Annotated in this window: 22 protein-coding genes and 1 riboswitch; of the genes, 7 read left to right on the forward strand and 15 right to left on the reverse strand. The window is 60.6% G+C overall.

Annotation, left to right across the window (positions count from 1 at the left end; translation table 11 throughout):
- Positions 1 to 82: 82 nt before the first annotated feature.
- Positions 83 to 1,297, reverse strand: a complete 1,215-nt coding sequence (gene serB, locus KUF73_RS15335) for a phosphoserine phosphatase SerB (protein ID WP_218438914.1) — start codon at positions 1,295 to 1,297, stop codon at positions 83 to 85.
- Between the two features lie 135 nt (positions 1,298 to 1,432).
- Here serB and KUF73_RS15340 point away from each other — a divergent pair, with 135 nt between their 5' ends.
- The gene (locus KUF73_RS15340) at positions 1,433 to 2,956 is read left to right on the forward strand and encodes an AhpA/YtjB family protein (protein WP_218438915.1); all 1,524 of its coding nucleotides are present in this window, start codon (positions 1,433 to 1,435) and stop codon (positions 2,954 to 2,956) included.
- Positions 2,957 to 3,158: 202 nt separating this feature from the next.
- Here KUF73_RS15340 and KUF73_RS15345 read toward each other — a convergent pair whose 3' ends face one another.
- From KUF73_RS15345 to KUF73_RS15385, 9 genes are all read right to left on the reverse strand, one after another.
- Complete coding sequence (locus tag KUF73_RS15345) at positions 3,159 to 3,872, reverse strand: membrane integrity-associated transporter subunit PqiC (RefSeq protein WP_218438916.1); 714 nt, start codon at positions 3,870 to 3,872, stop codon at positions 3,159 to 3,161.
- Between the two features lie 176 nt (positions 3,873 to 4,048).
- Positions 4,049 to 6,316, reverse strand: coding sequence for a DNA topoisomerase IV subunit A (gene parC, locus KUF73_RS15350; RefSeq protein WP_218438917.1), 2,268 nt, complete (start codon positions 6,314 to 6,316; stop codon positions 4,049 to 4,051).
- Positions 6,317 to 6,326: 10 nt separating this feature from the next.
- Positions 6,327 to 6,848: a TIGR02281 family clan AA aspartic protease gene (locus tag KUF73_RS15355; protein WP_218438918.1), complete on the reverse strand. Its 522-nt coding sequence runs from the start codon at positions 6,846 to 6,848 to the stop codon at positions 6,327 to 6,329.
- Positions 6,845 to 7,834, reverse strand: a complete 990-nt coding sequence (locus KUF73_RS15360) for an esterase-like activity of phytase family protein (RefSeq protein WP_218438919.1) — start codon at positions 7,832 to 7,834, stop codon at positions 6,845 to 6,847. The genes KUF73_RS15355 and KUF73_RS15360 overlap by 4 nt, the downstream gene beginning before the upstream one ends.
- Positions 7,834 to 9,738 (reverse strand): DNA topoisomerase IV subunit B, encoded by a 1,905-nt coding sequence (gene parE / locus KUF73_RS15365; RefSeq protein WP_218438920.1) that lies wholly within the window; start codon positions 9,736 to 9,738, stop codon positions 7,834 to 7,836. Before parE ends, KUF73_RS15360 begins: the two co-directional genes overlap by 1 nt.
- Before the next feature lie 42 nt (positions 9,739 to 9,780).
- Positions 9,781 to 10,389, reverse strand: a complete 609-nt coding sequence (locus KUF73_RS15370) for a YqiA/YcfP family alpha/beta fold hydrolase (RefSeq protein WP_218438921.1) — start codon at positions 10,387 to 10,389, stop codon at positions 9,781 to 9,783.
- 194 nt (positions 10,390 to 10,583) lie between these two features.
- Positions 10,584 to 11,399 (reverse strand): 3',5'-cyclic-AMP phosphodiesterase, encoded by an 816-nt coding sequence (gene cpdA, locus KUF73_RS15375; RefSeq protein WP_218438922.1) that lies wholly within the window; start codon positions 11,397 to 11,399, stop codon positions 10,584 to 10,586.
- Positions 11,400 to 11,531: 132 nt separating this feature from the next.
- Positions 11,532 to 11,984: a DUF1249 domain-containing protein gene (locus tag KUF73_RS15380; RefSeq protein ID WP_218438923.1), complete on the reverse strand. Its 453-nt coding sequence runs from the start codon at positions 11,982 to 11,984 to the stop codon at positions 11,532 to 11,534.
- The gene (locus KUF73_RS15385) at positions 11,975 to 12,592 is read right to left on the reverse strand and encodes an NUDIX domain-containing protein (protein ID WP_218438924.1); all 618 of its coding nucleotides are present in this window, start codon (positions 12,590 to 12,592) and stop codon (positions 11,975 to 11,977) included. The genes KUF73_RS15380 and KUF73_RS15385 overlap by 10 nt, the downstream gene beginning before the upstream one ends.
- Before the next feature lie 215 nt (positions 12,593 to 12,807).
- Between KUF73_RS15385 and KUF73_RS15390 the strand changes: the two genes are divergently transcribed.
- Positions 12,808 to 13,554, forward strand: coding sequence for an RsiV family protein (locus KUF73_RS15390; RefSeq protein ID WP_218438925.1), 747 nt, complete (start codon positions 12,808 to 12,810; stop codon positions 13,552 to 13,554).
- On the opposite strand, the gene cytX is transcribed toward KUF73_RS15390, so the two are convergent.
- Together cytX and thiC are read right to left on the reverse strand one after the other, a co-directional pair.
- Complete coding sequence (gene cytX / locus KUF73_RS15395; RefSeq protein ID WP_218438926.1) at positions 13,523 to 14,815, reverse strand: putative hydroxymethylpyrimidine transporter CytX; 1,293 nt, start codon at positions 14,813 to 14,815, stop codon at positions 13,523 to 13,525. The genes KUF73_RS15390 and cytX overlap by 32 nt on opposite strands.
- Before the next feature lie 151 nt (positions 14,816 to 14,966).
- On the reverse strand, positions 14,967 to 16,856 hold the full coding sequence (thiC, locus tag KUF73_RS15400) for a phosphomethylpyrimidine synthase ThiC (protein WP_218438927.1): 1,890 nt from the start codon (positions 16,854 to 16,856) through the stop codon (positions 14,967 to 14,969).
- 164 nt (positions 16,857 to 17,020) lie between these two features.
- Positions 17,021 to 17,126, reverse strand: a riboswitch (TPP riboswitch).
- Between the two features lie 203 nt (positions 17,127 to 17,329).
- Here thiC and KUF73_RS15405 point away from each other — a divergent pair.
- Positions 17,330 to 18,769 carry a TolC family outer membrane protein gene (locus KUF73_RS15405; RefSeq protein WP_218438928.1) on the forward strand — a complete coding sequence of 480 codons (1,440 nt, stop codon included), beginning with the start codon at positions 17,330 to 17,332 and terminating at the stop codon, positions 18,767 to 18,769.
- Positions 18,770 to 18,868: 99 nt separating this feature from the next.
- On the opposite strand, the gene waaA is transcribed toward KUF73_RS15405, so the two are convergent.
- Together waaA and KUF73_RS15415 are read right to left on the reverse strand one after the other, a co-directional pair.
- Complete coding sequence (gene waaA / locus KUF73_RS15410) at positions 18,869 to 20,146, reverse strand: lipid IV(A) 3-deoxy-D-manno-octulosonic acid transferase (protein WP_218438929.1); 1,278 nt, start codon at positions 20,144 to 20,146, stop codon at positions 18,869 to 18,871.
- Positions 20,139 to 21,053, reverse strand: a complete 915-nt coding sequence (locus tag KUF73_RS15415; RefSeq protein ID WP_218438930.1) for a LysR family transcriptional regulator — start codon at positions 21,051 to 21,053, stop codon at positions 20,139 to 20,141. The genes waaA and KUF73_RS15415 overlap by 8 nt, the downstream gene beginning before the upstream one ends.
- Positions 21,054 to 21,156: 103 nt before the next feature.
- On the opposite strand from KUF73_RS15415, the gene KUF73_RS15420 reads away from it, so the two are divergent.
- The 4 genes from KUF73_RS15420 to KUF73_RS15435 all read left to right on the forward strand — a co-directional run bounded on the left by KUF73_RS15420 (position 21,157) and on the right by KUF73_RS15435 (position 24,610).
- Positions 21,157 to 21,489, forward strand: a complete 333-nt coding sequence (locus KUF73_RS15420) for a multidrug efflux SMR transporter (protein ID WP_218438931.1) — start codon at positions 21,157 to 21,159, stop codon at positions 21,487 to 21,489.
- Between the two features lie 134 nt (positions 21,490 to 21,623).
- The gene (locus KUF73_RS15425) at positions 21,624 to 22,799 is read left to right on the forward strand and encodes an FAD-binding oxidoreductase (RefSeq protein WP_218438932.1); all 1,176 of its coding nucleotides are present in this window, start codon (positions 21,624 to 21,626) and stop codon (positions 22,797 to 22,799) included.
- The gene (locus KUF73_RS15430; protein WP_218438933.1) at positions 22,796 to 23,608 is read left to right on the forward strand and encodes an aldo/keto reductase; all 813 of its coding nucleotides are present in this window, start codon (positions 22,796 to 22,798) and stop codon (positions 23,606 to 23,608) included. Before KUF73_RS15425 ends, KUF73_RS15430 begins: the two co-directional genes overlap by 4 nt.
- Positions 23,609 to 23,641: 33 nt before the next feature.
- On the forward strand, positions 23,642 to 24,610 hold the full coding sequence (locus tag KUF73_RS15435; RefSeq protein ID WP_218438934.1) for a metal ABC transporter ATPase: 969 nt from the start codon (positions 23,642 to 23,644) through the stop codon (positions 24,608 to 24,610).
- Between the two features lie 85 nt (positions 24,611 to 24,695).
- Here KUF73_RS15435 and hldE read toward each other — a convergent pair whose 3' ends face one another.
- Positions 24,696 to 26,120, reverse strand: a complete 1,425-nt coding sequence (gene hldE, locus KUF73_RS15440; protein ID WP_218438935.1) for a bifunctional D-glycero-beta-D-manno-heptose-7-phosphate kinase/D-glycero-beta-D-manno-heptose 1-phosphate adenylyltransferase HldE — start codon at positions 26,118 to 26,120, stop codon at positions 24,696 to 24,698.
- Positions 26,121 to 26,176 lie beyond the last annotated feature (56 nt).

Genomic DNA, 26,176 nt, shown 5'->3' on the forward strand with positions numbered 1-26,176 from the left:
CTTTTGATCTTAAAAAATCAAGATCAAAAGATCGTAGCCTGCGGCAGCTCCTACATGTCGAACCACAAACTGAGCCGGTGTGTTAGAGCTGCCCGTCGCGATCGCGGAAGCCCAGCAAATACAGCACGCCATCCAGCCCGAGGGTGGAAATCGCCTGCTTCGCCGACTGTTTGACCAGCGGCTTGGCGCGGAATGCCACACCCAACCCGGCAATCGCCAGCATCGGCAAGTCGTTTGCCCCGTCGCCGACGGCTATGGTCTGCTCCAGACGCAAGCCTTCCTTATGTGCCAATTCCTTCAGCAGATCAGCCTTGCGTTGCGCATCGACAATCGGCTCGATTGCCACGCCGGTGACCTTGCCATCGACTACTTCCAGCTCGTTGGCGAACACGTAATCGATGCCTAACTTGGCCTGCAATTGCTTGGCGAAGTAGGTGAAGCCGCCCGACAGAATCGCGGTCTTGTAGCCCAGACGCTTGAGTTCGGCGAACAGGGTTTCGGCGCCTTCGGTCAGGCGCAGCGAAGCGCCGATCGAATCCAGCACGCCGACGTCCAGGCCTTTGAGCAAGGCCAGACGCTCTTTGAAGCTGGCGCGGAAATCCAGTTCACCGGCCATCGCCCTTTCGGTGATTTCCGAGACCTTGTAGCCCACACCGGCCGCCTTGGCCAATTCGTCGATGACTTCGGCTTCGATCAGGGTCGAGTCCATGTCGAACACCGCCAGACGACGGTTACGACGGAACAGCGAATCTTCCTGGAAGGCGATGTCGACGTTCAGTTCCTGGGCCACGCTGAGGAATTCGGCGCGCAGGGCCTGCGGATCAGCCGCTTCTCCGCGCACGGAAAACTCGATGCAGCCCTTGCCTTTGTCAGCCGGAGTATCCAGCGGCATGCGCCCGGACAACCGATCGATATGGTCGATGTTCAAGCCATATTTGGCGGTGATCGAGCTCACGGCCTGCAATTGCCCGGCCGTTACTTTGCGGGTCAGCAGAGTGACGATGTGGCGTTTTTTGCCCTGGTTACCGACCCACTGCTGGTAATCCTCTTCGGACACCGGCGTGAAACGCACCTGTTGATCGAGCTCGTAACCCTTGAACAGAATGTCCTTGAGTACCGACTTGCCTTGTTCGGTGTCGGGAATTTCAACCAGGATGCCGAACGACAGGGTGTCGTGGATCACCGCCTGACCGATGTCGAGAATGTTCACACCACCCTGGGCCAGAACGCCGGTAATGGCCGCAGTCAGACCCGGACGGTCGACTCCCGTGATGTTTATCAGGACGATTTCGCGCAAGGCGCACCCCCGCAGGTGGAAAAAAACCGCATTCTACCCACTTTCAGTGACCATCGGGCACCGTGAGCGCTTTGCCGGTCTAGGGCCTCTCGCTATACTGCGCGTCAACTTCACGGACAAAAGAGCCGAGCTCAAGTGAACCGGCCCACGCCAGTAAAAACCGATAACTTCTTTCTGCTGATCTTCCGGGCACTGCGCCACCGCCGTGTACCGATTGCATTACGCATCGCCAGCCATAATGTGATCCTGGTCGCTCTGGCCCTGGTGATCTACGCCTGCGTGATGGGTTTGCAGTTCAAGCAGGCCATGCACGAGCAGGCGGATGCGCTGGGCGAAAGCCTGACCACGCAGACGGCCACCTCGGCCACCGAGCTGCTGGTGTCCAACGACATCCTCAGCCTCAACGTGCTGCTCAATAACCTGACCAAGAACAAGCTGGTGGCTCACGCCGCCATCTATAGCGTGGATAACCGCATCCTCGCCGAAGCCGGTCAGCGTCCCAAGCACGGCCTGTTGGGCGAAGCCGAGGGCATGTACCAGAGCAAGATCACTTTCCAGGACGTGACCGCCGGTCAGTTGCGCATCAGCCTGGACATGGATCAGTTCCAGCAACCGATGACCATCAGCCTGCAAAGCATGGGCATCCTGAGCGCGATTCTGCTGGCGCTGTCCCTGGCCTTGAGCCTGCGCCTGGGGCGGCATATCTCCACGCCACTCCTGCAATTGCGGGTGTGGCTGCGCAATATCGACGAATACACCCCGGCCACCGAGCGTCAGGACGAGATCGGCGATCTGGCTCGCCAGCTCCACGCCAACTTCGCACCGGAACCGGCCGAACCGGAACCCGTGCCGGAGCCCGAGTTCGACGATAGCGATTACGATGATGCCGAACCGGGCTTCGAAGTCCGCAACCTGCGTGACCCGAGCTTCGACGAAAGCCGCCCAATGGCCGCGATGAAGCCCGCACCACGGCACGTTGTCAGCACCGTCGAAGACGAAGACGACGAAGATCCGTTCGCCGACCTGCGCGATGAATCCGCAGACAGTGCACCTAAGCCGGTCGTACGCGCCGTCGCTTCGAACCTTCCGCAGCACAGCGCGGTACTGGCGGTGCAACTGGGCTCTCAGGAACAACTGCGTCGCCTGCCTCGCACGCGCCTGGAAGAACTGCTCAAACGTTATCGCGACTGCCTCGACCAGGCCGCCTCGCTCTATCAGAGCGAAGTGCATACCTTGAACGATGGCAGCACGTTGATGCTGTTCCACACCGAAGACAGTGGCGACGATTACCTGACCAACGCAATTTGCTGCGGTGAACTGCTGCGAGCGCTGGGCCATCAGTTGCAGATCGAAGTCGCCGACAGCGGCATCACCTTGCAATTGCAGCTGGGCCTGACCTTGGGTGACGACTTGTTCGGCCTGAGCCAGATCGACCTGCTGCTGACCGACACTGCTCAGGACGCCCTGGCCTTGTCGCAACACAGCCGCAATCTGTTGCTGGTTGAGCGCAAGATCAGCGACGACGCACTGATCCGCCAACGCGCACGAATCCGGCCGATTGCCAGCCCTGAAGGTGCTTGCTGCGTGGAGCGCTTGATGGAGCCTTATCCATCGATGCTGGAGCGGCAGTTGGCGCGGATGCACGAGCGCCGGGCGTAAAAGCCCCGCTGTAAAAAAGCCCGCACACGAGTGATCGTCTGCGGGCTTTTTGTTGGTCTCTGAAAAGATCGCAGCCTTCGGCCGCTCCTACAGGGTCGGCAATGCCATGGCCCCTGTAGGAGCTGCCGAAGGCTGCGATCTGTTGAGCTTTAGATACGACAAGGCCCGCGTCAATGCGGGCCTTGTTTCGAATCCATCCGGCTTAGAAGCGAAACACTTCCATATCCGTACGAATCGGTGCTGCCATCGGGATCTTCGGCTGCTTTTCCTGTTCCGCCGCAGGCGCCACAGGCTTGGCTGGCTGCTTACGAGGGGCTTCGGCGATCGGTGGCTGGTTGGCAAGCGGTTTGAGCGCGGTCGACAGCTGTTCGGCAAGTTTCTGCAACAACACACCTTGAGCCTGTACCTGGGCCGCGGTAGTGCCGGCATGTTGTTCCTGCAGGTGAATGATGCGGTTATCGCGCACTTGGCCACGGCGGTCGATCAAACGCCATTGCGCATCGAGGATCGCCGGCTGCGACGCCCCCGAGTCCAGGCGTGTGATGGTCAACAGCACCTGGACGTCCGGTGTGAAACCAACGGTTGCCGGTGCCAGCACTACGCGCTGACTGTCCAGATGACCGGCGACCTGACGCAGCAACAGCTGGTCGATGTCCGAAGACAGGCTACCCGCCCAACGGCCGTCAGCCGAGGCTTGCAGGCTGCCATCCGGCTGACGCTGCAACAGGGTTTCGCGTTGCAGGTAATCGGCCACGGTGACCGGGCCCAACAAAACCGCCATGCCCGCGCTTTGCGCAGGCTGAACCGGACTTCCGCTGTCCAGTTGATACAGCGACACCGGCTGGTGAACGCTGCAACCCGCCAGGCCAAGAACGCCGGCGAGCATCAAAATAAAAGGAAGGCGCAGAGCAGTCATCGTCCCATCCAGGTGATTGCCACAAGGCTAATCACAGTGAAAATACTCAATAAATATGAAGAACGCGCGGCCACGCCGGCGCTTGAAAGGCCATATCATCCGTGAATATGCGTTCCGACTCCAGCGCGAAAGCGTCGATCTACGCGTTAAATCGTAGATCGAGCGCTCTAGGACGCTTAATTGAGGTTTTCGACGAGCAGCGCATCTACCCGCTGGAAGCCACGTGGCAACTTGTTACCACGACGCCCACGCTCACCCTTGTAGTGTTCGAGGTCGTCCGCTTTCAGTGACAAGGTACGTTTTCCGGCCTGCAGCACCAACGTGGCGCCATCCGGCAGAACGGCGATGTCCGTGACATATTCTTCGCGACTGGCCACACGCTCACCAGGAATGCCGATGATCTTGTTGCCTTTGCCCTTACCTAATTGTGGCAGATCGCTGATCTTGAAGATCAGCAGGCGACCTTCGGTGGTGACCGAAGCCAGCCAGTTCTGCTCACGATCGGCCACCGGACGCGGCAACATCACTTTGGCGTTGTTCGGCAGGCTCAACAGCGCCTTGCCGGCCTTGTTCTTGGCCTGCAGGTCTTCACCCTTGACCACGAAACCATAACCGGCGTCCGAGGCGATGACGTACAGCGCATCGTCTTCCGGCATCAGCACGCATTCAAAACTCGCCCCTGGTGGCGGCGTCAGACGACCGGTCAACGGTTCGCCCTGGCCACGGGCCGACGGCAAGGTGTGCGCGGCCACCGAGTAGCTGCGACCGGTGGAATCAATAAACACCGCAAACTGGTTGGAGCGTCCCGGCGCCAAGGCCTTGAAACCATCCCCGGCCTTGTAGGAAAGCCCGGTGGCGTCGATTTCGTGACCTTTCGCGGAACGAACCCAACCTTTTTCCGACAGTACAACAGTCACTTTCTCGTTCGGCAGCAGGTCGTGCTCGGTCAGCGCCTTGGCTTCGGCGCGCTCGACGATTGGCGAGCGACGGTCGTCGCCATAGGTTTCCGCATCCTTGATCAATTCGGTGCGCACCAGCTTCTTCAGCTTGGCTTCGCTGCTCAGCAAGGCTTGCAGCTTGGCTTGCTCCTTGAGCAGTTCATCCTGCTCGGCACGCAGTTTCATTTCTTCCAGGCGTGCCAGCTGCCGCAAGCGGGTGTCGAGGATGTAGTCGGCCTGGATTTCACTCAGGGCGAAACGCTCGATCAGCGCAGCTTTCGGGTGCTCCTCGGTGCGGATGATGTGAATCACTTCATCCAGGTTGAGGTAGGCAATCAGCAAACCGTCCAACAGGTGCAGGCGACGTTCGACCTTGTCCAGACGGAATTGCAGACGACGACGCACGGTCTGCACCCGGAACTCCAGCCACTCGACCAGCAACGCGCGCAGGTTTTTCAGTTGCGGCTTGCCGTCCAGCCCGATGATGTTGATGTTGACCCGGTAACTCGATTCCAGCTCGGTGCTGGCGAACAGGTGAGTCATCAACGCATCGTGGTCGAAATTCTTCCGGGCGCCCGGAATAATCACGATCCGGCATGGGTTTTCGTGGTCCGATTCATCGCGCAAATCCGCAATTTGCGGCGCTTTCGACGGTTTGGCCTGCATCATCGCGGCGATCTGCTCCAGCACCTTGGCCCCGGAGACTTGATGCGGCAGCGCGGTGACGATGATGTCGCCGTCTTCGATGTGGTACACGGCGCGCATGCGCACCGAGCCCTTGCCGGTTTCGTAGATTTTCAGCAGGTCGGCGCGCGGCGTGATGATTTCCGCTTCGGTCGGGTAATCCGGGCCCTGAATGTGCTCACAGAGTTGCTCGACCGTGGCTTTGGGCTCATCGAGCAAACGCACGCAAGCCGTCGCGACTTCGCGCAGGTTGTGCGGCGGAACGTCGGTGGCCATGCCCACGGCGATGCCGGTGGTGCCGTTGAGCAGGATGTTCGGCAAACGTGCCGGCAACACCAGCGGCTCGTCGAGGGTGCCGTCGAAGTTCGGGCCCCAGTCCGCAGTGCCTTGGCCCAACTCGCTGAGAAGTACTTCGGAATAGCGCGACAGCCGCGCTTCGGTGTAACGCATGGCGGCGAAGGATTTCGGATCATCCGGCGCACCCCAGTTACCCTGGCCGTCCACCAGCGTGTAGCGATAGCTGAACGGCTGGGCCATCAGGACCATGGCTTCGTAGCAAGCCGAATCGCCGTGCGGGTGGAATTTACCGAGCACGTCACCGACAGTACGCGCCGATTTCTTGTGCTTGGAATCGGCGTCCAGCCCCAACTCGCTCATGGCGTAAATGATGCGCCGCTGTACCGGTTTCAGACCGTCGCCAATATGCGGCAAGGCACGGTCCATGATCACGTACATGGAGTAGTTGAGGTAGGCATTTTCGGTGAAGTCAGCCAGTGACCGGCGCTCTACACCGTCCAGGCTGAGATCAAGTGAGTCGCTCATGCGGGCCTCGTCAATTCGTTGTCTGGCGCAGCAGCATGGTGCCACCGCGCTGGGTAAATTCAAGTTTGTTCAATGCGCTCATGCCGAGCAGCACTTGATCGCCATGTAGTCCTGGTGCCACCAGCGCGCGCACGTCGTGCAGCACGATGTCGCCCAGTTGCAGCCGGTCGATGCGGGTTCGATAACCCTGGCTCAGGCCGTTGGCTGTGCTCAGGGTCACCCCGAAACCTTCTTCCAGCTTCAAGCGCTTTGCCACCTCTGCCGGGATCGACACATCGGTCGCCCCGGTATCAAGCATGAAATCCACCGGCTGACCGTTTATATGGCCGCTGGCGACGAAATGCCCCTGGCCATTGCTGACCAGTTTCACCTCGACAAAACCCTCGCCCTGTTCCGAGCTCACCACCACATTCGGGTTTTGCTGACGCTCTTCCCATTGGCCGAAAAACCGCGTCGCCAGAAACAACGCAGCGCACCAGGCCAGCACCATCAACACTCGACCGGCGCGTTTGCCTGGCGGTTGCTGGCTCACGGCTTGGCACTCCAGCCACCTTCAGGCGCGGCAAAGCGCCAGACGACAGGACGTACCTCGCCATCGGCGCGGGCACCGTTGTTGTTGTCGACACCGATCCAGGCGCCGTCAGCATCGACGATCAGCGCTTCTTCCAGCCCGTAACTCTGTGAGTAACGACGGTTTTCCTGCAACAACTCGGCGGCGTATGACCAGCAGCGCTCGACTTTGGCCGTTAGCGCATCACGGCGACAGATTTGGTAGGCGTTGCGCTCAAGGGTAAACAGCTTGCCGTTGAATAGAGACAGGTCGGAGAAATCCCGAGAAACCGCTTTGGCCTTGGGAAACTGCGGTGGCTGCATTTCCATGCCGCCTTCGCTCAAAAGCACACAGCCACCATCGCAGTCCCATACCGTCTGTTTGCGCTTGATCAGCAGCAAACCGCGGCTTTGACGCTCGGCAGCAAGCCACATCTGATCGCCCGCCGGATTGATCGCCAGCCCTTCAAACAGTGCATTGAACTGCAGCAGCAAACCACTGGCCCGCGCTTCGCGAACCAGCATCGGCGAGATTTTCAGCCAGGATGCGGGACCTGTCGGCGGCACTTGCAGCACAGCGGCATGGCCTTCGCTGACGATGTAGCGATTGCCGGCACTGTCGCAGGTGATACCTTCGAAATCCAGATCACCGCCACGCACGAACGACGCACCCCAAACCCGCGACTTCAAGCCCCAGGGCAAGCCGCTGTCGGGCACCGGCGGCACGTCGATATGCACGGTTTCAGCTTTCCAGAGACTCTCGCGAGTATCGAGCCGATAGATCTGATCATCGTCGCGGTCGGAGACCGTCCACAGTTCATTCCCGCACTGAGCCAGCCCGGACAGGTTGCCGCCGCGCATGCCTTCGACAGCATGCTCGGACAACAGACGCAACTGCGGTGCCGGCTCGGCAGACACCGTGATCGAGGTCAGCAGCAACGCACACGCCAGGGCAAAGCCCAGACGCATCAGCCCAGAACCTCGGCCAGGTTGCCTTTGGATTCCAGCCAGGACTTGCGGTCACCCGCGCGCTTTTTCGCCAGCAACATGTCCATCATTTCCGACGTCGCTTCGAAATCGTCCAGAGTCAGTTGCACCAGGCGTCGGGTGTTCGGGTCCATGGTGGTTTCACGCAGCTGCGGCGGGTTCATTTCACCCAGGCCTTTGAATCGGGTGACCTGCGGCTTGCCACGTTTTTTCTCGGCTACCAGGCGATCGAGAATGCCATCACGCTCGGCCTCGTCGAGGGCGTAGTAGATTTCTTTGCCCAAGTCGATACGGTACAGCGGCGGCATGGCGACATAGACGTGACCGGCATCGACCAGCGCGCGGAAATGCTGGACGAACAGTGCGCAAAGCAAGGTCGCAATGTGCAGGCCGTCCGAGTCGGCGTCGGCGAGGATGCAGATCTTGCCATAGCGCAGCTGGCTGATGTCCGCGGCACCCGGATCGACGCCGATGGCCACGGCAATGTTGTGCACTTCCTGGCTGGCCAGTACTTCGCTGCCGTCGACTTCCCAGGTGTTGAGGATCTTGCCGCGCAACGGCAGGATCGCCTGGAACTCTTTATCGCGCGCCTGCTTGGCCGAACCGCCGGCGGAATCACCTTCCACCAGGAACAGCTCGGAACGCATCGGGTCCTGCCCGGCGCAATCGGCGAGTTTGCCCGGCAGGGCCGGCCCGGCAGTGATGCGCTTGCGCTCAACCTTTTTGCTGGCCTTCAGACGACGGCCGGCGTTGTTGATCGCCAGTTCGGCCAGGGCCAGACCGGTTTCAGGGTTGGCGTTGAGCCACAGGCTGAAAGCATCCTTGACCACCCCGGAAACGAACGCCGCCGCTTCACGGGACGACAGGCGTTCCTTGGTCTGGCCGGAGAATTGCGGCTCTTGCATCTTCATCGACAGAACGAAAGCGATGCGTTCCCAGACGTCTTCCGGCGCCAGCTTCACGCCGCGTGGCAGCAGGCTGCGGAACTCGCAGAACTCGCGCATGGCGTCGAGCAAGCCCTGGCGCAGGCCGTTCACGTGGGTACCGCCCTGGGCGGTCGGAATCAGGTTGACGTAGCTTTCCTGCACCGCGTCGCCACCTTCCGGCAGCCACAACAGCGCCCAGTCGACCGCCTCTTTATTACCGGCAAAGGCACCGCAGAATGGTTCATCCGGCAGGCGCTCGAATTCGTTGACCGCGTCGACCAGATAGGAACGCAGACCGTCTTCGTAATGCCATTCGACTTTTTCGCCGGTGGCTTTGTCTTCGAAACTGACCAGCAGCCCCGGGCACAGAACGGCCTTGGCCTTGAGCACGTGCTTGAGGCGACTGATGGAGAATTTTGGCGAATCGAAATATTTCGGGTCCGGCGCGAAAAATACGCTGGTCCCGGTGTTGCGCTTGCCGACGGTGCCGACCACTTCGAGTTCGGTTTTCTTGTAGCCGTCGGCGAAGGTCATCTGGTATTCATTGCCGTCACGCTTTACGCGCACCCGGACTTCGGTCGACAAGGCGTTGACCACCGAAATACCCACCCCGTGCAGACCGCCGGAGAACTGGTAGTTCTTGTTGGAAAACTTGCCGCCCGCGTGGAGCTTGGTGAGGATCAGCTCAACGCCCGACACGCCCTCTTCGGGGTGAATGTCCACTGGCATGCCACGGCCGTCATCGCTGACTTCCAGTGAGTGGTCGGCGTGCAGGATGACCTGCACCGAGGTTGCATGCCCGGCCAAGGCTTCGTCGACGCTGTTGTCGATGACTTCCTGGGCGAGGTGGTTCGGCCGACTGGTGTCGGTGTACATGCCCGGGCGCTTGCGCACCGGGTCGAGGCCCGAGAGGACTTCGATGGCGTCTGCGTTATAAGAGCTAGCGCTGGGAGTGGCCATAGGGTCTCGTCGTCAGTGATTCAATGAAAAAAGGGCAACGGTTCACAGTGCGTTGAAATCAATCGCCTGATACAAATCGGCGCCAATGCCGGCAAAACTCAGCATCGCCGGAAGTTGTGCGGCAAACCCCTGGAAACTATGGTCGCCACCGGCCTGGATACGCAAGGCACAGGCCCGGTAATACTGCTGGGCGAGGCGATAGTCCAGCGTTTCATCACCGGTCTGCAACCACACCTGAAAGCGCTGTGGGTCCTGTGGGGCCGGCACTTCCAGCTCGGCCAGGGCCGTCACGTGGTCCTGGGTCAGTTCCCAGGCCTCATCGGTGTACAGGTTTTTCTGGGTTCCCAGAAATCCGTCGAACATCCGGTGCGGGCTGACGGCAGGGTTGATCAACAGGGCTTTCAGGCCATGGCGCTCGGCCAGGTGAGTCGCATAGTAGCCGCCGAGTGAGCTGCCGACCAGCAGTGGCCGACCGAGCTCGGCAATCGCCTGCTCCAGCTGACCGATGGCCTCACGAGGATGGTGATGCAAGGCGGGCACGCGCAATTGATTGCTCAAACCCAGACGGTCCATCACTTCGCTCAACTGCGTGGCCTTTTTTGAGGCCGGCGCGCTGTTGAAGCCGTGGATATAAAGGATCGAACCGGACATTTGAACTCCCTGTGCGTCGGGTAAAGAGGCGGAGTTTACAGGGATGGAGGCGCGTTGGCTGCTGATGAATGTGATCCCTGCAGGAGCTGTCGAGTGCACCGAGGCTGCGATCTTTTGATTTTGTTTTTTAAAAGCAAGATCAACAGATCGCAGCCTCGTTGCTCTCGGTAGCGCCTACATTGGGATTTGTGGTTTCAATAGCCGTTGGAGCCGTAATCAACCGTAAAGTCGAAGCCGGTGACGCGCTCTACGCCCGTTTCGAGCTGGCCATCCGGCAACAGCCGCAACCAGCGATAGCCCGGCGCCTGCTCCCCGACTTTGAATGCTTCACTTCGCGGTTCGAATTGAATACAGGTCGATGGCGAAGCGATCAGTCGCACACCGTTACGCATTTGATCGATTTCTTGATGCACATGCCCCCAAAGCACAGCGCGCACCTGTGGAAAACGGTCCAGTACGGCAAACAACGCCTCGGGATTACGCAACCCGATGGGCTCCATCCATACACAACCGATCGACACCGGATGATGGTGGAAACACACCAAATGATGGCGCTCCGGCGCTTCGCTCAAGGAGCGGGCCAGCAACTGCAACTGTTCGTCCTGCAAATACCCCGGCACTGAACCGGGCACCGCCGAATCGAGCAGCGTGACCCGCCAATTGCCTATGTCCACCACCGGTTCCAGCAACGCACTTTGCACCGCCGCCTCCGCCATGATCAGCGGTTCGTCGTGGTTGCCGGGAATCCAGCGCGCCGGTGCATCGAGCTGCCGGGTCAGGTCGCGGAACTGCTGATAAGACTCTAGCGTCCCGTCTTGCGACAGATCACCGGTGGCCAGGATCAGATCAATCTGCGGCTGTTGCAGCTGCACCAGTTCGATGACCTTTTGCAGGCTGTCGCGGGTATTCATGCCCAGCAATGTGCCGTCCGCCTCGGCAAACAGATGACTGTCGGAAATTTGCACCAACAACGCCGGCTCGGCGGTGGTCAATGTGGATACGCTCGGCAAGGCGTTCTCCCTGGGCGTGATCGCGGGATTGGATCAATGGCGCAATTATGCTGGGGGACGATCGAAAGTGGAAACCTGTGAACCTGACGCAGTTCACAACTGCGGCAAGTGCGCTGAAGCAGGGCACTTCATTTAGCGTACGACTTCATACTCGTGCCCCAACGCCAGGCAATGGCTCAACCACTCACCCAGAAACATGTTCAGCTGGGCTTTTTCGTCCGGCTGGTGCATCGAGGCATTCGGGTAAGGATAGATGCCGCGAAAGCGTCGCGCATGCTCGGCGCTGACCACTTCGGCCATGCAGGCATCGTGATAGACCTGCACTTCCAGTTGCGGCACCGGCAGCCAGGGCAGACTGTGTTCCTGACGCACTTGCAGCGTGGTGGTGTAAGGACAGACTTGCAGCACTTCCAGGGCCAGTACGCCGAGCATCTGCTCGCCATGGGTCACGGCAATGCGGCGCGCGGCAGGCTCGCTGCGCATGTCAGGCAACAGTCGCATCAGGCGCGCGTAGTTGGCCTCGCAGGACGCTTGCAGCCCTATGAGGTCTACCCGATAGCGATCGCGCAGCTTGTTTACGACCATAACCCCCTCACTTCAACGCGATTCAAAGCCAGCCATTGCAAGGCAATGATGCTGGCCGCGTTGGCAATACGTCCGTCGCGCACGGCTTGCAAGGCATCTTCGAAGGCCCAGACCGTTACGCGAATATCTTCTGCTTCTTCCTCCAGCCCATGCAGGCCGCCGACCCCGGTTGTCTCGCAACGCCCCAGGTACAAATGCACGAATTCATTGCTGCCGCCCGGCGATGGAAAATACTGGGTCATCGGCCACAGCGCCCCGAATACAAGCCCAGCTTCCTCCTGCCCTTCGCGGCGAGCAACTTCTTCCGGCACTTCTTCCTTGTCGATCAGACCAGCGACCAGTTCGATTAGCCACGGATTGTCGGTCTTGCCCATGGCGCCGACACGAAACTGCTCGATCAACACCACTTCGTCGCGCTGCGGATCGTAAGGCAGCACGCAAACAGCATCGTGGCGAACGAAGACTTCACGGTTGATCTCGCGGCTCATGCCGCCGGCGAACAATTCGTGGCGCAAGTGCAGGCGATCGAGTTTGTAAAAGCCCTCGTAGCACTTTTCGCGCCGAACGATATCAACGGCGGTCGGAATGGCGTTGGCAAAATCAGTCATGGCAATCCTCGTTACTACACATCCGATACAAGGCTCCAAGCCTCGACTTCGCGCCATCCTAACGCGCCCGCGACGTTTGATGCAGCCCCTTTCCCGTCAGCGGGATAGACGGTGAGGACGAAACCCACTCTAATTAGCTTAGTGGCGAACTGACTGCTTCGTTAACAGTCGAAGCGGGTAACTTTTCGCCTTTCCCTGTTTTATGAAGGACAACCATGTCGCTTTTTAAAATCGCCTCCGTGGCCGCTATCGCCCTGACCCTGGGTGCCTGCCAGAGCCTGTTCCAGCCCAATTATCGGGCGCCGCTGGATACCACTCGCGACGCCTCCGAACAGCTCAAGCCCGGCTGCAAGGATCAGGATTGCCCGCTGGTGAACATCGACACCCTGCACTTCCCCACCGAGCCGCAGCTTGACGGCATCGTCGAAAAACGCCTGCTGCAAATGACCCGCACCTCGCCTGATGCCCCGGCGGCACCGACGCTGGCAGCCTATCGTGACGCGTTTTTGCGCAGCGCCGGCCCGCGTAACAGCAGCTACTTGCAGGCCAAGGTACGCGAGCAGCATGACGGCTTGGTGATCATCGAGTTTTCCAGCTACCTGGACACCGGTGGCGCGCACGGCACGCCTGGCCGCAGCTTCATCAACTATTCACGCCAGCAGCATAAAGTGCTGACACTGTCGGACATGCTGGTGCCGGGGCAGGAAGACGCGTTCTGGAAAGCGGCGCAGGTCGCGCACAACAGCTGGCTGATCAGCACCAAGCTCGATCAGGAACCGGAGTTCGTGAAGAGCTGGCCGTTCCAGAAAACCCAGAACGTGGCGCTGACCTACGGTGGCGTGATCCTCAAGTACGACGTGAGCACCATTGCGCCGTATGCGCTGGGCCACGTCGAACTGAAGATTCCCTACCCGCGCCTGAACGGCATTCTCAAGCCCGAGCTGTTTCCCGGCCGTAACTGAAGGCCCGACCCAGCACCAGTTGTAGCAGCCCTGCCAGGACCAGCGCCGGCAGGGTTGCGCCAACGTCTGGATACAGATTGGCCAGCAGATGATAGGTGCTGACCCCGCCCAGCCAAGCCAGCAGTGCCGGCCAGCGCAATGCAGATGACGCCACCAGGCCACTACGCTTGCGCAGGATGAAGTGATCCACCAGCACCACGCCGAACAACGGCGCGAACACCGAACCGATCAGCAACAGGAAGTTCTGGTACTGAGCCAGGGGTGCCAGCAAGGCGATCAAGGTGCAGACCACGCCGATGGCCAGGGCCAGGTGTTCGACCTTCATGCGCAACAGAATCCCGCTGGACACCGCCGCCGAGTGAATGTCGGCAAAGGCGTTTTCTGACTCATCCAGCAGAATCAGCAGCAGCGGAATCCCCAGGCCTGCACCGGCCAATGCCAACAGCAAGGCATTGACTTCACCACTCGGCGCAAACGCCAGTGTGTAGGCCACGCCCAGGCTCATCAGCCAGAAGTTACCGATAAAGAAACCGATCGCGGTGCCACCGAAGACGTTTTTCGCACGCTTGCCGAAACGCGAGTAGTCGGCAATCAACGGCAGCCACGACAGCGGCATCGCAATGGCGATGTCGAAACCCACGGCGAATGGCATCGAACCGTCGCCGGCCTGAGCCCACAACGCAGCCAGGTCGGCCTTGGCGAACAGGTTCCAGGTCAGCCAGATGCACGCCGCCAGCAGCAGCCAAATGCCCCACTTGCGCAGGATCTGCCGCACGAAGGTCAACGGACCGCTGACCGCCAACAAGGTCGCCAATGTGCCGAAGACCAGCGTCCACAGCACTGGATTCGACAGCAGGCTGCCTTCGCTGAATGCACGGGCACCGAGCAAACTCGCGGCGTCGCGCATGACGATGATTTCGAACGCCCCCCAACCGATCAGTTGCAGCAGGTTCAGCACCGCCGGCAGGCTCGCGCCTTTGGCACCGACGCTGAGTTTGAGCGCGGCCATCGACGACAGGCCAGTGTCGCTGCCGATCACGCCGACCGCTGCCAGCAGCAAAACGCCGACCAGCGTGCCAAGGAAAATCGCCAGCAACGAGCCGGACAGGCCCAGACCCGGCGCGAGCAATGCGCCGGTCTGCAGCACCATCAGGCCGATGCCGAGGGAGAACCACAGGGAAAACAGATCGCGGCCGCCGAAGACACGCTTGTCGGTGGGTACCGCGATATCGGGTGAATAAGTACTCGGTTGAATGCTCAAGGGTGTTATCTCAGAGGGACATTTGTTGTTGTGTAGATCGCTATCGCCAGCAGGCTGGCTCCCACAGGGGACTTGTGAACACCACAGATCCAATGTGGGAGCCAGCCTGCTGGCGATGGGGTCTGTGCAGACCCCACCCTTTCAGGTCAGATCAAACTTTCTGGTACAGCTGACTGCCTTCCTGCTTGAAGCGCTTGGCCTGTTCAGCCATGCCTTGGGCGACGTCCACGTCCACCGCTTCGATCCGTTGGTTGGCCGCGTACTCGCGGACTTCCTGGGTGATTTTCATCGAGCAGAATTTCGGCCCGCACATGGAACAGAAGTGCGCGACCTTGGCCGAATCCTTCGGCAGGGTTTCATCGTGATACGAACGCGCGGTGTCCGGATCGAGGCCCAGGTTGAACTGGTCTTCCCAACGGAATTCGAAGCGCGCCTTGCTCAAGGCATTGTCGCGAATCTGCGCGCCTGGATGACCTTTTGCCAGATCAGCGGCGTGTGCGGCGATCTTGTAGGTGATGATCCCCGTCTTCACGTCATCCTTGTTCGGCAGGCCCAAATGCTCCTTCGGCGTCACGTAGCAGAGCATGGCGCAGCCGAACCAGCCGATCATCGCCGCACCGATGCCGGAGGTGATGTGGTCGTAACCCGGCGCGATGTCGGTCGTCAGCGGGCCCAGGGTGTAGAACGGCGCCTCGTCGCAGCACTCAAGCTGCTTGTCCATGTTCTCTTTGATCAACTGCATCGGCACGTGGCCAGGGCCTTCGATCATGGTTTGAACGTCGTGTTTCCAGGCGATCTTGGTCAGCTCGCCGAGGGTTTCCAGCTCGCCGAACTGCGCTTCGTCGTTGGCATCGGCAATCGAGCCCGGACGCAGGCCATCACCCAGCGAGAAGCTGACGTCGTAGGCCTTCATGATTTCGCAGATTTCTTCGAAATGGGTGTAGGTGAAGTTCTCTTTGTGGTGCGCCAGGCACCACTTGGCCATGATCGAACCACCACGGGAGACGATGCCGGTCACGCGCTTGGCGGTCATCGGCACGTAGCGCAGCAGCACACCGGCGTGGATGGTGAAATAGTCGACGCCTTGCTCCGCCTGCTCGATCAGCGTGTCGCGAAACAGCTCCCAGGTCAGGTCTTCGGCCGCGCCGCCGACTTTTTCCAGGGCCTGGTAAATCGGCACTGTACCGATCGGCACCGGCGAGTTACGGATGATCCACTCGCGAGTTTCATGAATGTGTTTGCCGGTGGACAAATCCATGATGTTGTCCGCGCCCCAACGAATGCCCCAGGTCAGTTTCGCCACTTCTTCTTCGATGGACGAACCCAGAGCGCTGTTGCCGATGTTGCCGTTGATCTTCACCAGGAAGTTACGGCCGATGATCATCGGTTCCAGTTCGGTGTGGTTGATGTTGGCCGGAATAATCGCGCGACCACGGGCGATCTCTTCACGGACGAATTCGGGGGTAATGATTTTCGGCACGCTGGCGCCGAAGCTGTGGCCGGCGTGTTGCTGATCCAGCAGGCCGGCGGCGCGGGCCACTTCCAGTTTCATGTTTTCGCGGATGGCGACGAATTCCATCTCGGGCGTAATAATGCCCTGGCGCGCGTAGTGCATCTGCGTGACATTGCCCCCCGCCTTGGCGCGGCGCGGGTTATTGACGTGGGCGAAACGCAGTTTGGTCAGCTCCGGATCGGCAAGGCGCTCCTGCCCGAAGTTTGAGCTCAGGCCAGGCAAGCGTTCGGTGTCGCCACGCGCTTCGATCCATGGCGAGCGTACATCGGCCAGGCCTTTGCGCACGTCGATGATGACGTTCGGGTCGGTGTACGGGCCGGAAGTGTCATAGACCACGACAGGTGCGTTGATTTCGCCACCAAAATCGGTCGGGGTCACGTCGAGGCTGACTTCGCGCATCGGCACGAGGATGTCCGGGCGAGAACCCTGGACATAAATTTTTTGCGAGCGGGTAAACGGCTTGACCGACTGTTCATCGACCTTGGCCGATTCACTCAGGTTGGTAGCGATTTTTGCTTTTGTGGTCATCACGGGCTCTCCAGACAGCATCCAGGCAGTGGAATTTTGTCGGAGTGAACCTGTAAACGAATGGACGCACGTGCGTTGGGAAAACCAACAGTGCTGTGCTCAGTGCTCGAGGGGTGTTCGATTGTCGAACAACATCCCGGACGAAGCACAAGAGGACTCGCCGGGTGACGAGAAATCTTGTTCCCTACGCAGGCGCTAACCTGATCAGGTTCAACGGGATCCGAAATTATTCGATCTCAGCCTCATAGCAAGGCACCCCGACAAGAACCCGGCCAGTCTAGACACAACTGGCAAAGAACGCCAACACCGCTGCAAACACCATGATGAATGGCGCAATTGCGGGAGCGACAGGATTGTTGCCACCCCAATGCCCAACTACACTCGCTACGCCAAGCCGCGCATTGACGCTGCACGTGCCGCGCCTTAGCCTTGGCGCTCAAATTACTCGTGTAATATTTTTCTAGGGAACGCCTATGCTGCGCAAACTCTCACTGGCCCTTGCCGTGTCTTGTGCGTCCAACGGAATGGCCTGGGCAGCAGAAGCGCCCTTAACAACCAAAACCGACCTGGTCAGCGTCTATCAGGAAGCGGTCAACAACAACGCCGACCTCGCCGCCGCGATCGCTCAATACGGTGCCCAGAAAGAAGTCGTGCCCCAGGCCCGCGCCGGGTTGCTTCCGAACCTCTCGGGCGGTGCCAATGTTGCCGAGGTGCGTACGTCGCTTGATCAACCCTCGGGCACCAGCAACCGCGATGCTCATTCGTACCAGGCCACCCTGGCGCAACCCTTGTTCCGCGCCGATCGCTGGTTCCAGTTCCAGGCCGCCAAGGAGGTCAACGAACAGGCCGCCCTGCAACTCTCGGCCACCGAGCAAAACCTGATCCTGCAAACCGCCAACAGCTATTTCAACGTGCTGCGCACCCAGGACAACCTGGCCTCGACCAAGGCCGAAGAAGCGGCGTTCAAACGCCAGCTCGATCAATCCAACGAGCGCTTCGATGTCGGCCTCTCGGACAAGACCGACGTATTGAACTCACAAGCCAGCTACGACACCGCACGCGCCAACCGGATCGTTGCGCAGCGCCAGGTGGACGACGCGTTTGAAGCATTGATCACCCTGACCAACCGTCAGTACAACTCGATCTGGGGTATCAGCCATAACTTGCCGATCCTGCCGCCAGTTCCGAACGACGCCAAAGCCTGGGTCGAAACGGCGGGCAAGCAGAACCTCAATCTTTTGGCCAGCAACTATGCCGTCAGCGCTGCCGAGCAAACCCTCAAACAGCGTAAGGCCGGGCACTTGCCAACGGTTGACGCGATTGCCAAATACGAGAAAGGCGACAACGACGCACTGGGTTTCAGCAACCCGAACGCCTTGGGCCAGCCATATGGCGGCAACGTCGAGCAAACGACCGTGGGCCTGCAGCTGAACATTCCGATCTACACCGGCGGCCTGATCAATTCCCAGGTACGCCAGTCGTATGCGCAGCTGGACCAGACTGAGCAGCAGCGCGAATCCCTGCGTCGCAGCATCGTGGAGAACACCCGCGACTTGCACCGCGCCGTAAACACCGACGTCGAGCAGGTGCAGGCGCGCAAGCAGTCGATCATCTCCAACCAGAGCGCGGTGGAAGCGACCGAAATCGGTTACCAGGTGGGTACGCGCAACATCGTCGACGTGCTGGATGCGCAGCGCTCGCTGTACACCTCGGTGCGCGACTACAACAACACCCGCTACGACTACATCCTCGACAACCTGAAATTGAAGCAACAGGCAGGGACATTGAACCCGGGGGATTTGCAGGATTTGGCACGCTGGCTCAATCCCAACTACAACCCGGACAAGGATTTCCTGCCGCCGGATCTGGCCAAGGCTGCGGCTGAGCAACTCAAGGCCCGCCCCGGTCAGTAAAAAGCAACAGATCGCAGCCTTCGGCAGCGCCTGCATTTGGAACGTATTCCTCTGTAGGAGCTGCCGAAGGCTGCGATCTTTTTTACCTGACGACCCGGCCTAGCGGTCGATCAATCTTCCCAGCCCATCCAGCAACCGCTGCAACGCGCCCTGATTGGTGCGCATCACTTTCAGCCCCGCCTCCGCCATGCGCTGCGCATCGCGCGGCAACTCGAACAGCCGCTGCACCGCCAACGCCAACCCCTCGGCGTCCTCCACTTCCTGCAACGCGCCGGCGCTGCGCAATTGCGCGGCGATTTCAAGGAAGTTGAACAGGTGCGGGCCACTCAGCACGGGTTTGGCCAAGGCCGCTGGCTCCAGCAGGTTATGCCCGCCATTGGGCACCAGGCTGCCGCCGACGAATGCGCTGTCGGCCAGGGCATAAAGAAACAACAACTCGCCCATGGTGTCGCCCAGCAACACCGATGTAGCGGCGGTGACCGGCTCACCAACGGAGCGACGCACCGTGGCGAATCCCTGCTGGCGACACAATTCAAACACCGGGCTGAAACGCTCGGGATGACGCGGTACCAGAATCAGCAAGGCGTCAGGATGACCCGCCAGCAATTGACGATGGGCCGCCAGCACCACCTCGTCTTCGCCGTCGTGGGTACTGGCGGCGATCCACACAGGGCGCTCCTGCGCCTGCCATTGCCCGCGCAACTCGGCGGCACGTAGTAACAGTTGCGGGTCGATGGTCAGGTCGAACTTGATTGAGCCGGTGACTTCGACCGTTTCCGCCCTTGCACCCAACTCACGAAAACGCTGGGCTTCGGCTTCGGTCTGCACCGCGAACAGGCTCATTTCGGCCAGCATCGGCCCAGTCAGCCTGGCAAAGCGGCCATAACCTTTGGCCGAACGCTCGGAGAGACGCGCATTGGCCAGCGCTACGGGAGTCCCGCGCTTGGCGCATTGATGGATGTGGTTGGGCCAGAGCTCGGTTTCCATGATCACCGCCAGTTTGGGCTGGACCCGATCCAGGAAACGCTTGGCAGCGCATGGCAAGTCATACGGCAGGTAGCAGTGCTGGATGCGCGGCTCGTTGGCGAACAACGCCTGTATGCGCTCCGAACCGGTCGGGGTCATGCAGGTCACGGTGATCGGCAGAGTCGGATAGCGCTGCAGCAAGGCGCGAATCATCGGCGCGGCGGCGATGCTTTCACCCACGGACACCGCATGCACCCACAGGCCGCCCGGTTTCATCGTCGGCATCCCATAGGAGAATCGCTCGCCGATGCGTTTGGCATAGGCCGGCGCTTTGCGCGCGCGCAGCCACAGGCGAATCGCTACCAATGGCAGCCCCAGGTAAAACAGCGCGGTGTAGAGAGTTCTATTCATGGCGGCGGAGTTTATCGGTTTTTTCGCCGATCGCCTGCAGGTGCACGGCAAAACGTTCCGCCAGCCAGCGAGCGGCCGGACCAAGCGGTTCGTCGCGACGCCAGACCAGTTCCACCACCAGCGCCGGCGGGGTCCATTCGCTGGTCAATTCGACCATCTGGCCGTGATACGTCGGGTACTGCACCACATGCCGTGGCAGCCAGGCCCAACCGAGGCCGCGTACCAGCCATTCAGCCATCACGTAAAAGCTGTCAGCCCGCCAGACTTGCGGGCTGGCGGGCTCACTGCCGGGATAGATGCTGGACTGGGTCGACATCAGCAATTGACGATGCTGCGCCAGTTGCTGGCAATCGACCTGCGTCTGTTTCGCCAGTGGATGGTCGACGCCGCACACGGTGACCATCTCCACACTGCCGAGCACGCGCCGCTCCAGCGCTTCGGGGATCTGGTCGTGAAAAAACAGCAACCCCAGATCCGCGCGACGCTCCACCAGTTTGCGTGCAACTTCACCCTGGGCAGCGCTGGTCAGTTGTACTTCGAGGCTGGGGAAGCGCTCAGCCAGGGCTTCGAAACTTTCGATGATCGGTTGATAGGGCATAGCCTCGTCCTGGGCCAGACGCAAACGAGCCTCCTGCCCGCGCATCATTGCCAGCGCCCGACCATTGAGCCGTTCGCATTGACGCAAAACCTCCCGCGCCTCGTCCAGCAAGGCATTGCCGGCCTCGGTGAGTTTCGGCTGGCGGCCGCTGCTGCGGTCGAACAAGCTCACGCCCAGATCTTCCTCCAGCAGCGCGATTGCACTGCTGACCGCCGACTGCGCCTTGCGCTGGTCCCGCGCCACCGCAGAAAACGACCGTTGCTCCGCTACGCTGACGAACAAGCGCAGCTGTTCCAGATTCCATTGCATGCCCAAACCCATCTTCGTAACAGATAGGTAATGACTTTACCGCATCTGGAGAATCTCTAAAATGCCGAACTCAGAGAGCAACACTTCATACGAGGATCGAACCATGACCGCTTACTACTACCTGGCCGTTGCCATCTGCGCCGAAGTGATTGCCACTGTTTCGATGAAAGCGGTCAAAGGCTTCAGCACGCCGCTGCCGCTGGTGCTGGTGATCGTCGGTTACGCGATTGCGTTCTGGATGCTGACTCTGGTGGTGCGAAGTGTGCCGGTGGGCGTGGCGTACGCCGTGTGGGCCGGCATGGGCATTGTGATGGTCAGCGTGGCCGCGCTGTTTATCTACGGGCAGAAGCTGGATGTGCCGGCGATGCTGGGGATGGCGTTGATTGTGCTGGGCGTCGTGGTCATTCAGCTGTTTTCGAAAACCGCGGGGCATTGAAAGAAAAGATCGCGGCCTTCGGCAGCTCCTGCATTTGGAACACAATCCCCTGTAGGAGCTGCCGAAGGCTGCGATCTTTTTTCCTGTCTGAGCTCTGTATACTGCGCCCTCGTCTTGAATCCTGAGGTCGCCGCATGCCATCCGTTATTTCCACCGACGTTCTGATTGTCGGCGCTGGTGTCGCCGGCCTCTGGCTGAATGCGCGACTGCGCCGCCAGGGTTTCTCGACCGTGCTGGTGGAAAGCGCCAGCCTCGGCGGCGGGCAAAGCGTGAAGTCCCAAGGCATCATCCACGGCGGCGCCAAGTACGCGTTGCACGGTGCCCTGACTGGCGCCTCGGAAGCCATCGCCGACATGCCGCGCCGCTGGCGTGAAGCCCTGGCCGGCGACGGTGAACTGGACTTGTCCGGCGTCCGCCTGCTCTCTGAGGCCCACTACCTTTGGTCCCCCGGCACCATCGCGGGCAACCTCACCAGTTTCTTCGCCAGCAAAGCCGTGCGCGGTCGCGTCGATCAGGTCACGGGCGACCAACTGCCGCCCGCCCTGCAAGACAAGCGTTTCAAAGGCAAGGTCTATCGCCTCGCGGAACTGGTGATCGACGTGCCGAGCCTGATCCAGCGCCTGGCCGAACTGGCCGGTGACGGTTTGCTCGCCGGTCAGAAAATCGAACCGCTGCTGGACGGTGGTGTACTGGTCGGCCTGAAAGTGGACGAGCGCGAGATCCGCGCCCAGCGCATCGTCTTGAGCGCTGGCGGCGGGACAGCGGCGCTGCTCGAAGCGCTGGGGCTGAGCAAGCCCGCCATGCAACGCCGGCCATTGCACATGATCATTGCCAAAGGCCCAAGCCTTAAACCGCTGTACGCCCACTGCCTGGGCGGCGGCACCAAACCGCGCATTACCGTGACCACGCACCCCGCCGCCGACGGCCAATGGGTCTGGTACCTGGGCGGCGATATCGCCGAGACCGAAGGCGTGAACCGTGAACCGGCGGAACAAATCGCCACGGCGCAGAAAGAACTCGGCCAGTTGCTGCCCTGGATCGACCTGAGCACCGTGCAATGGGCGACCTTGCGCGTGGACCGTGCCGAACCGCTGCAAACCGGCCTGACGCGCCCTGACAACGCATTCCTTGCCGAAGAGGGTCGATTGCTGGTGGGCTGGCCGACCAAACTGGCCCTGGCACCGGACTTCGCCGACCGCGTGATCGCCAGCCTCGCCCGCGATGGCATCCAACCGGGGCCGGTGACACCGCTGCCCGAATTGCCAAAACCGCCGCTGGCCGTCCCGGCCTGGGAGCAACTGCTGCCATGAGCCTACCGACTCTGCACGACTTGCATCGCCCCTTGGGCAGTACCGGCCTGCGGGTATCGCCTCTGGGCCTGGGTACGGTAAAACTCGGCCGCGATCAAGGGGTGAAATACCCCAATGGCTTTCAGATTCCCGACGATGACGAAGCGCGCATGCTGCTCAAACTCGCTCGCGACCTGGGCATCAACCTGATCGATACTGCCCCGGCCTACGGTCGCAGCGAAGAGCGCCTCGGCCCGTTGCTGCGTGGTCAGCGTCAGGATTGGGTGATTGTCAGCAAGGTCGGCGAAGAGTTTGCAGACGGCCAGTCGCGCCACGACTTCAGTGCTGCGCATACCCGGCGCTCGGTGGAGCGCAGCCTGCAACGCCTGGAAACAGATTTCATCGACCTGGTGCTGGTGCATTCCGACGGCAATGACCTGGCGATCCTCAACGACTGCGAAGTCTATGCGACCCTCGCCGAGCTCAAGGCCGAAGGCAAGATTCGCGGCTTCGGCTTCTCCGGCAAAACCGTCGACGGCGGCCTGAAGGCGCTGGAGCAAGGTGATTGCGCGATGGTCACCTACAATCTGAACGAGCAGACCGAGAAGCCCGTCATTGACTATGCTGCTGCTCACGGCAAAGCCATTCTGGTCAAAAAAGCCCTCGCCAGCGGTCACGTGTGCCTGAGCCCGGGCGTGGACCCGGTGCGCGCCAGTTTCGAGTTGTTGTTTGAACATCCGGGTGTGGCCAGTGCTATTGTCGGGACCATCAATCCGCTGCACCTCGCCCACAACGTCGCGACCGTTGCCCAGGTCCTACGAAGCAACTGATGCCGCCCCACGCGGCCTTAAGCAGGAGCCGACATGCCGCGTACGCTCATAAGAAAGAACCCGAGCAACTTCAAGACCCTGCCGTTATTCGTCGAAGCGACTCCCGAAGGCCTGAGTTACCAGAGCGTCGGGAGACCGCTTAATTTCTCCCAGATCCTGCAACGCCGCCGCCCGGTCACCGTCGCCGACACGGAGCGGTTTTCTCTTGAGCTGGCCAACCTCGGGGTTTCGGTACGCCTGACGCTGCATTGGCAGAATCGCGATTACTGGGTGCTGGTGCGGCAACGCCGGCAAGACCGTGGTGACGTGGTACTCAAGTTGATCTCCGGGTATGTGCCGGCGCATGAACTGAACCTGCCGCTGCACACGGCGATCCAGGAGATTGCCGAGGAATGCCTGCTGGAAACCCCGGAAGGCTGGCTCGGCGGACGTTTCAATGACACCTGGCTGCCGGCGCCCTACTCCTCGGCCCTGCATTACCGCGAAGCGCTACCGTTTCGCCTGTCGCCGCTGTCCGGCTCGGCCCGACCAGTGCGCTGCGCCAACCTGCAATTGATCGAACGGCCAAGAGCCTATGTGCACTTGCCAACGGCGTCGCTGCAACTGATCTATGACTTGCGCCTGGAAGTACCCAAGGAAGCCAAATCCCTGAGCCTGTTTCATGTCGATGAACGGCTGGAAGGCGATCAACTGGTGGCCCGCCTTGATCGCAAACGCCCCGATCTGTACTTGATGCCCTTGCAGGATGGCCATCCGATGGCCGAGCTTTATACCCTGAAGAAAGATCAACTGTACCCGGCGAGTACTCGCGGCCTGTACTTGGCCGAAAGCTTTGCCCGACAGGAGGGCTGGCTGGTGAGGGATGAACGGATTCGCTGGAAGGATTGGGTGCGCCAGCAAGGCTTGACGCCACCGGGGAAGGATTCGGGTTTGGCGCGGTTGCGCGGGAAGGCGAAACTGCTGCTGAAGAAAATCGTGCCGCGTAAAAAAGTCAGCTCTTAAAGCAAAAGATCGCAGCCTGCGGCAGCTCCTACAGAGTTATGTGTACCCCTGTAGGAGCTGCCGAAGGCTGCGATCTTTTATGGCTTTACTCGGACTGGCGGATCTTCTCGACAATCGCCGTAGTGGAGCTGTTTGCCACCAGTCCCAGCACTTTCACAGTACCGCCGTAAGCCGTCACGATGTCTGCGCCGACGACCTGATCGATTCCGTAATCCCCGCCCTTGACCAGCACGTCCGGCTTGACCTCGCGCAGCAGGTTTTCCGGCGTGCCTTCAGGGAAGCTGATCACCCAATCCACGGCACCCAGACCTGCCAGCACAGCCATGCGCCGATCGACGCTGTTGATCGGCCGGCCCGGCCCTTTCAGGCGGCTGACCGACGCATCGTCGTTGACCGCAACGATCAGACGATCGCCCTGCGCGCGTGCCTGTTCGAGGTAAGTCACGTGGCCGGCATGCAGAATGTCGAAGCAGCCATTGGTGAAGACAATTCTCTCGTTGTGCGCACGGGCATCGTCGACCGCCAACAACAGCTGTTCAAGACCCAGCACGCCGCGCTCGGAACCCTCTTCGCGCTGGATAGCGCGACGCAGTTCCGGCGCGCTGATGGCCGCCGTACCGAGTTTGCCCACCACGATGCCGGCCGCCAGATTGGCCAGGCCCACCGCGTGGGGAAGCTCTTCGCCAGCAGCGATCGCCGCCGCCAGGGTGGAAATCACCGTGTCGCCGGCACCGGTCACGTCGAACACTTCACGGGCGCGGGCCGGCAGGTGCAACGCCGGATGATCCGGGCGCAGCAAGGTCATGCCATGTTCGCCACGGGTCACCAGCAAAGCGCCAAGCTCCAGGTTGTGCATCAACTGCGCGCCCTTGCTCACCAGCTCGTGCTCATCGGCGCAACCACCGACGATGGTTTCGAATTCACTGAGGTTTGGCGTGATCAGGCTCGCGCCACGGTAGATCGAAAAATCCTTGCCCTTGGGATCGGCCAACACCGGAATGCCACGGGCACGGGCGGCCTGAATCAGTACCTGATGGTTTTTCAGCGCGCCTTTGCCGTAGTCGGACAGCACCAGCACCTTGATGCCTTCGAGCAATTCGTCGACTTGCACCGACAACGCCAAGGCATCGGTGGCAAACGGTTCTTCGAAGTCGATACGCAGCAATTGCTGGTGCCGGCTCATGACCCGCAGCTTGACGATGGTCGGCTGGTTAGGGACGCGTTGGAACAACGCCCGCACACCAGCGCCTTTGAGGCTATTGGCCAGGCTGTCGGCGGCCTCATCGTCACCGGTCACGCCAACCAGCGAGGCCGGCGCGCCGAGGGCGGCAATGTTCAACGCAACGTTGGCGGCACCGCCCGGGCGGTCCTCGATGTGATCGACTTTGACTACCGGTACTGGCGCCTCAGGGGAAATCCGTGAGGTACCACCATGCCAGTAACGGTCGAGCATGACATCGCCGACCACCAAGACAGGGGCTTGATCGAATCGCGGCATGGACAACTTCATGGAGCAACCCACATACAAAATGAACAGGGGCGCGATATTAACACAGGGTTGGCACA

The sequence above is a fragment of the Pseudomonas sp. PD9R genome (assembly GCF_019200975.1).
In the GTDB taxonomy this organism is placed as follows: Bacteria; Pseudomonadota; Gammaproteobacteria; order Pseudomonadales; family Pseudomonadaceae; genus Aquipseudomonas.

Bases quoted from the DNA above. Each gene is read 5' to 3' on its own strand.
- parE (WP_218438920.1), bottom strand. From the start codon at position 9,738: ATGGCCACTCCCAGCGCTAGCTCTTATAACGCAGACGCCATCGAAGTC.
- KUF73_RS15345 (WP_218438916.1), bottom strand. From the start codon at position 3,872: ATGACTGCTCTGCGCCTTCCTTTTATTTTGATGCTCGCCGGCGTTCTT.
- KUF73_RS15360 (WP_218438919.1), bottom strand. From the start codon at position 7,834: ATGCGTCTGGGCTTTGCCCTGGCGTGTGCGTTGCTGCTGACCTCGATC.
- KUF73_RS15405 (WP_218438928.1), top strand. From the start codon at position 17,330: ATGCTGCGCAAACTCTCACTGGCCCTTGCCGTGTCTTGTGCGTCCAAC.
- KUF73_RS15390 (WP_218438925.1), top strand. From the start codon at position 12,808: ATGTCGCTTTTTAAAATCGCCTCCGTGGCCGCTATCGCCCTGACCCTG.
- KUF73_RS15430 (WP_218438933.1), top strand. From the start codon at position 22,796: ATGAGCCTACCGACTCTGCACGACTTGCATCGCCCCTTGGGCAGTACC.
- KUF73_RS15385 (WP_218438924.1), bottom strand. From the start codon at position 12,592: ATGACTGATTTTGCCAACGCCATTCCGACCGCCGTTGATATCGTTCGG.
- KUF73_RS15370 (WP_218438921.1), bottom strand. From the start codon at position 10,389: ATGTCCGGTTCGATCCTTTATATCCACGGCTTCAACAGCGCGCCGGCC.
- waaA (WP_218438929.1), bottom strand. From the start codon at position 20,146: ATGAATAGAACTCTCTACACCGCGCTGTTTTACCTGGGGCTGCCATTG.
- KUF73_RS15435 (WP_218438934.1), top strand. From the start codon at position 23,642: ATGCCGCGTACGCTCATAAGAAAGAACCCGAGCAACTTCAAGACCCTG.
- KUF73_RS15380 (WP_218438923.1), bottom strand. From the start codon at position 11,984: ATGGTCGTAAACAAGCTGCGCGATCGCTATCGGGTAGACCTCATAGGG.
- KUF73_RS15415 (WP_218438930.1), bottom strand. From the start codon at position 21,053: ATGCAATGGAATCTGGAACAGCTGCGCTTGTTCGTCAGCGTAGCGGAG.
- parC (WP_218438917.1), bottom strand. From the start codon at position 6,316: ATGAGCGACTCACTTGATCTCAGCCTGGACGGTGTAGAGCGCCGGTCA.
- KUF73_RS15420 (WP_218438931.1), top strand. From the start codon at position 21,157: ATGACCGCTTACTACTACCTGGCCGTTGCCATCTGCGCCGAAGTGATT.
- KUF73_RS15425 (WP_218438932.1), top strand. From the start codon at position 21,624: ATGCCATCCGTTATTTCCACCGACGTTCTGATTGTCGGCGCTGGTGTC.
- hldE (WP_218438935.1), bottom strand. From the start codon at position 26,120: ATGAAGTTGTCCATGCCGCGATTCGATCAAGCCCCTGTCTTGGTGGTC.
- thiC (WP_218438927.1), bottom strand. From the start codon at position 16,856: ATGACCACAAAAGCAAAAATCGCTACCAACCTGAGTGAATCGGCCAAG.